This is a genomic window from Candidatus Phytoplasma palmae, from assembly GCF_046896035.1.
Classification (GTDB): domain Bacteria; phylum Bacillota_I; class Bacilli_A; order Acholeplasmatales; family Acholeplasmataceae; genus Phytoplasma; species Phytoplasma palmae.
Window position 1 is genome coordinate 1 of record NZ_JBIPDD010000014.1, and the last position, 5,793, is coordinate 5,793.

The following is a 5,793-nucleotide window of genomic DNA, read 5'->3' on the forward strand; positions in this document are numbered from 1 at the left end:
TGGTGTGCGGGGCTTAAGATAATAATTGAAAAATACAAACGTCTTAATTCTATCGTGATTTATCATCCTAAAGTGATATCATATTCAATTATTTTGGAAAAAATTTTCCTTAGAATTAAAGATTTAATAGAAGAAGAATATGAATTTGAAGAATTTGAAAATATTTTTTTAATTTTAAAAAAATTTTTAAAACAACCAGATAATATATTTTTATATTTAGAGATAGATGATTTTTATATTAATAGTTTAATTATTCATTTAAAAAATTTTAAAGATAAAATATTATCTAATTTATGTAATGATTTTTTAAATCGTAATATTTGGGATTATTTTAAGAATAAAATAATTAATCAAAAACAAGTTAATGCAATTAAAAATTATTATGGTAAAACATCTAAATATTATACTTGTTCAAAAAGCATTTACACAAAAGCTTATTATGAAGATAAAGGAAATATTGGTGATCAGATTTTCTTATATAAAGATTATTTTTACAAAATGAAAAGATTAAGTGAAGAATCTTTAATTATAAAAAGTTTTATGACTAAAAAAAGAAAAAATTTTGAATATAAATTTTTTTATAGAAAATATTTATGAAAATGATAATTAAAAAAAAACACACAATTAAAAAAAAATATGGCCAACATTTTTTAAAAGATATTAATTTATTAAAAATGATAGTTAATTCTTCTAATTTAGAAAATGAAAATGTTGTCGAAGTTGGACCTGGTAAAGGAGCTTTAACACAATTTATTTTACCTAAAGCTAAAAAATTTTTAGCTTATGAAATAGATTCTTCTTTTGAAGAATTTTTAAAATTTAATTTATATTCTAATTTTAATATTATTTATGATGATTTTTTAAATAGAGATTTGAAAAAAGATTTTTATAAATATTTTAAAAAAGAAAAAATTATTTTGATTGGAAATTTACCTTATTATATAGCTACTCCTTTGTTAATGAAAGTTTTGTTTTTACCGCAAGTAAAATTATTTACGGTTATGTTACAAAAAGAAATAGCATTGCGTATTATGTCTAAAGAAAAATTAAAATCATATAATTTTCTAAGTGTTATTTTTCAATCTTTTACTAAGATTCAGAAAGTTAAATTTGTTAAAAGAACTATGTTTTTTCCTGTTCCTAAGGTGGATAGTATTGTTTTGAAATTTGAAAAAAAAACATTCTCTAAAGAAAGACAATATTTTTTAGAAAATAAATTTTTAAAATTTGTTAAAGCTTCTTTTCTTCAAAAAAGAAAAACTTTAATTAACAATTTAAATAATTATTTTAATATTTCTAAAATAAAACTTTTAGATTTTTTTGATAAATATCAAATATCTTATAATATTAGAGCTGAAGAAATTGATTTTAAAACTTTTCAAATTATATCTGAATCTTTTTTTCTTTTTTTTAATTTATAAAAAAATTAATTATTAAAAAGTAAATTATTTGATAATTTTTAAAAATTTATTTATAAAATGTTATTTTTAAATAATATGATAGAATACTTTGTAGATATCTATAATATTTTTAATTTTTTTAATAACAAATATAAAAAATAGAAAAATAATAGGAGATAGTTATAAAAATGCAAGTTACATACGTTAGAATTAATTTACATGAGGCTAAAAGTAGATTAAAAGGAATCGCTTCTGTTACGTTCGATAATTGTTTTGTTGTTCATAACATTAAGATAATTCAAGGAGAAAAAAATTTATTTATTGCCATGCCTAGTGTCAAAAATTCTAAAGGAGATTTTTTGGATATAGCTCATCCGATTAATGCAGAAACAAGAAAACAAATTGAAAAAGAAATTATAACATCATTTAATAAGAAGTTAGAAACAACAAAAGAAGAAAAAGAATTTAATGATAATAATAAAAATAATGTTAAAGAAAATTATTTAAAAGAATAAAATGCATAAGTATTTTTTTATTTATTTTAATCTAAAATAGAATTTTTAATTTTTTTCTTAATTATTTTTATTATGTTTATTGAAAATCTACTTTATTATAAATAAATATAATTTTAAATTTTATATATTGTATCTTTAGAAAGGGGAAAATCATATTGGATATTCGTTGTTGTAAAGATTATCAAAATACTGATTTTAAAACAGAGAAACAACAGAAAAGATATGTTTTTCTTTTAATTTGTGGAATTTTAATTTATTTTTTTATTTTTTTGCCTTTAGAATTTTTTTTAGATAAAAATGATTATTATTTTTTGAGATTCTTTATAACCTTAATTATTTTATCGTTAACAGGATATCATGTAATTTCTGAAGGATTTATAGAAACTTTTAAGAATACTAAAAAAAATAATAATTTTACTCCTAATATTCATGTTTTAATGGCTTTAGGAGCTTTAGGTTCTGTATTTTTTTTGCAAGAATTTAATGAAGCTATTTTACTTATTATTATTTTTTCTGGTGCTAATATTTTAGAAGAAAAAATAGAACTAAAAAGCCAACAAGAAATAAAAAATCTTTTAAAAAAAGCACCTACTAAAGCTAGATTATTAAATTCAAAAGAAAATAATTTTGAATTTGAAATAATAGATGCTAAACAACTTAAAATAGGTGATAAGGTTTTAGTTTTGAATGGAGATCAAATACCTTCTGATGGAATAGTGGTATCTGGTTTTTCTTCTGTTGATGAATCTAATATTACTGGAGAGAGCGTTCCTGCAGAAAAAAAAATTGGTGATAAAGTTTTTGGCAGTAATATTAATTTAGAAAATACTTTAGTGATTGAAATTACGGAAATAATTGAAAAAAATGTCTATTCGCAAATTATTAGATTAAGTCAAAATATTAAAAAAAAAATTTCTAAAAAAGCAATTTTGATTAAAACATTAGAACCTTTGTATATTAAATTTATATTTTTTGTTACTTTTGTATTTTGGATTATGAGTTTTATTAATTATTTATTTGAATTAAATATTGCTTATTGGGAATTTAAAAATATTTTTTATAAAAGTGTTATTTTTATAACCGTTTCTTCTCCTTGTGCTTTAGCTGCGGCTGATATTCCTGCCACTTTATCTGCTATTTCTAATTTAGCTAAAAAAGGAATTTTATTAAAAAGCGGAAAAACATTAGATATTTTTTCTAATATTGATGTTATAGCTTTTGATAAAACAGGAACTTTAACAAAAGGAGAATTAGAAGTAAAAGAAATTGTTTTTAGTTCTGAATTAGATTCAAATCAAGAGAAAAAATATTTAGAGATTTTATTAGGAATGGAACAGAAATCTAATCATCCTTTGGCTTTTGCTTTGCAAAAATATTTTAAAAAAAATATGAAATTAAATTTTTTTGGTGATTTTGAAATAGTTAATTTATTAGGAGTCGGTATTGAAGCTACTGACAATAATAATAACAGGTATAAAATAGCTAAGTATAATGTTTTTGACCAATGTAAATGTGATGTTAAAATTCAACAAAAAACAAATGAATTTTTGAAAAAAGGATATACGGTAATTTATTTTAGTCATAATGAAAAAGTTTTAATTTTAATTTCTTTTTTTGATTTCTTAAGAAAAGAATCAAAAGATATTATCAAGTATTTTAATCAAAATAATATTAAAACTGTTATGTTGACTGGAGATAATGAATCAGTTTCTCAAAATATTTCTAAAAAGTTAAATTTAACTTTTTTTGTTTCTAATTGTTTGCCTGAAGATAAAGTTCAATGTATAAAAAATATAAATAAGAATAACAATAATATTGTTGCTATGGTGGGTGATGGTATAAACGATGCTCCTGTTTTAGCCCATTCAGACGTCGCAATTGCATTAAAAGAAGGTAGTGATGTTACTATAGATTTAGCTGACATTGTTTTGATGAAGAATGATTTAAGAAAAATTATTTATACTCATAAATTATCATTAAAGTTGAATGATATAGTTTGGCAAAATATTATATTCGCTGTAATTGTAATAATTATATTAGCTATTATGAATTTCTTTGTTTCAATGAAATTACCTTTTGTTGTTATTGCTCATGAAGCAAGCACTATTTTAGTAATTTTAAATTGTTTAAGACTTAAAAAAAATATTCGTTAATAAAAAAAAAAATCATATAATTATGATTTTTTTTTTTATTAACGAATAATTTATTTTGAATTTTCTATTCTTTTTTTTGATTCATTAATTTACGATAATTTTCTAATAATTTTTTATAAATTCCGCATTTCAATATCATTTGTTCGATAAATTCTTGATCTAAATAAACTTTTTTAATTACATAATCTTCATCATTAGTATAAACTAAAAAATAAGCTTTTGTTGATTCAGAACAATAAAGCCCACATTGAATTTGAGCCCAATAATATTTAGGTATTTCTCCTTTTGAAAAAAATTCTTTCCAACTACTACTTGCTTTATTTAAAGGACATTTAATTTCTAAAATTGTTTTTGTTTTTTCATCGTAACCATCTAAAGAAGCAGAAAAAAAATTTCTTATAAAAACAGATGGTTCATAATTTGTTTTTTTTTTAATTGAAAAAAAAAGATTAGCTTTTGGTTCTGTTTTTTTTCCGTGTTCCATGGCTTCATTTGTTATAAATTTACTGCCAAAAATTTTTTTTTTAATTAAGTTTTCTTGAGTTTCATAAGGATTTAAACCCATAATTGTTCCTACTTCTGAAGCATTTACAAAATTTTTTCTATGTTCAAACCATTCATAACTATTTTGTTTTAAATTTATTTTTTTTCCTTGCATTGTTCAATTCTCTTTTATAATTTATATTTTAAATTTAACTTTTATATATATGAATAATATCAAAATTTTTACTATAAATAAATAACAAGTTAAAATATAAAATATTTTTTAATTTTTAAAATTTTTTTTGTTTTATTTTTAATGTAAAAAAAACTATCACTATATTATATAATAATAATTGGATGGTTATATTTTTTTAAAAAAAATATAATTATTTTATTTGAAGATAATTATGTTAATTTTATTATATTAAAATTTAATTTTATTATTTTAGAATTTCATAATAATTTTTAATTTTTTGATGAATCTATATTAATAATTTGTGAATTTTTAATTTATTTATAAAATGAGATCACAAAATATAAGAAAGATATTAATTAAACTAAATTAAGGGCGCTAGTTCGAGCGTAAATTAAAAAGGATATTAAAAAGGCACCTTGATTCTCGTGAGGGCGCGAAAGAAGCCTAATTATCAGTGATTTAACGAATCACAAACACAATGATAATGTGTTAATTTGTATTCTTGGCTTTTAAGACGAAAGAATTAAAAGTTACAGCAAAGAATAAAAGCATATTGAGGAGAAATTCATATCCAAAAGATTATGCGAGAATAAAGATTCACATGGAAAACCTTAAAAAAGGCTAAATGCAATAAACGGGGTAATTATATTACTAAACAGAAATGAATTGAGACTGTTAATCAAATTTATATTTGAAAATTATATCATGAGATTTTCAAAATTATCATTGTTCTTTTATGAACAAATGGACAATAATTTAAAAGTCCTACAATTTGAACCTACATAGCTTTTCTTATCTATATTAAATTTAATAGATTTAAAATAGATAAGAAAAGCTAAAGTCTGCATACCTAAATGAGTCATACGGAGATAATTGGAGTAACTTCGATCTTCCTAAATCTATTTTTTAAATTTTATTAAATTAAAAAAGTAATTTTAATATTTTAAAAATAGCTTTAATTAATTACAATTTGTATATTTAAAATAATAGTTAAGGAAAAAGCAGAATCATAGTAGTCGTGAGTAATTCAAAGCTTCTTTTGGAAT

General features: G+C 20.2%; 4 protein-coding genes and 1 pseudogene. 4 read left to right on the forward strand and 1 reads right to left on the reverse strand.

Features of this window, described 5'->3' with window-relative positions:
• From ACHMP6_RS01590 to ACHMP6_RS01605, 4 genes and pseudogenes are all read left to right on the forward strand, one after another.
• Positions 1-597, forward strand: a pseudogene (locus ACHMP6_RS01590) (hypothetical protein); the annotation flags it as partial.
• Positions 594-1,421: a 16S rRNA (adenine(1518)-N(6)/adenine(1519)-N(6))-dimethyltransferase RsmA gene (gene rsmA, locus ACHMP6_RS01595; protein WP_412097786.1), complete on the forward strand. Its 828-nt coding sequence runs from the start codon at positions 594-596 to the stop codon at positions 1,419-1,421. The pseudogene ACHMP6_RS01590 and the gene rsmA, both read left to right, overlap by 4 nt.
• 167 nt (positions 1,422-1,588) lie before the next feature.
• On the forward strand, positions 1,589-1,915 hold the full coding sequence (spoVG, locus tag ACHMP6_RS01600; RefSeq protein WP_412097787.1) for a septation regulator SpoVG: 327 nt from the start codon (positions 1,589-1,591) through the stop codon (positions 1,913-1,915).
• 155 nt (positions 1,916-2,070) lie between these two features.
• On the forward strand, positions 2,071-4,068 hold the full coding sequence (locus ACHMP6_RS01605) for a heavy metal translocating P-type ATPase (RefSeq protein WP_412097788.1): 1,998 nt from the start codon (positions 2,071-2,073) through the stop codon (positions 4,066-4,068).
• 64 nt (positions 4,069-4,132) lie between these two features.
• On the opposite strand, the gene ACHMP6_RS01610 is transcribed toward ACHMP6_RS01605, so the two are convergent.
• Positions 4,133-4,726, reverse strand: coding sequence for a lambda-exonuclease family protein (locus ACHMP6_RS01610; protein ID WP_412097789.1), 594 nt, complete (start codon positions 4,724-4,726; stop codon positions 4,133-4,135).
• Positions 4,727-5,793: the final 1,067 nt, after the last annotated feature.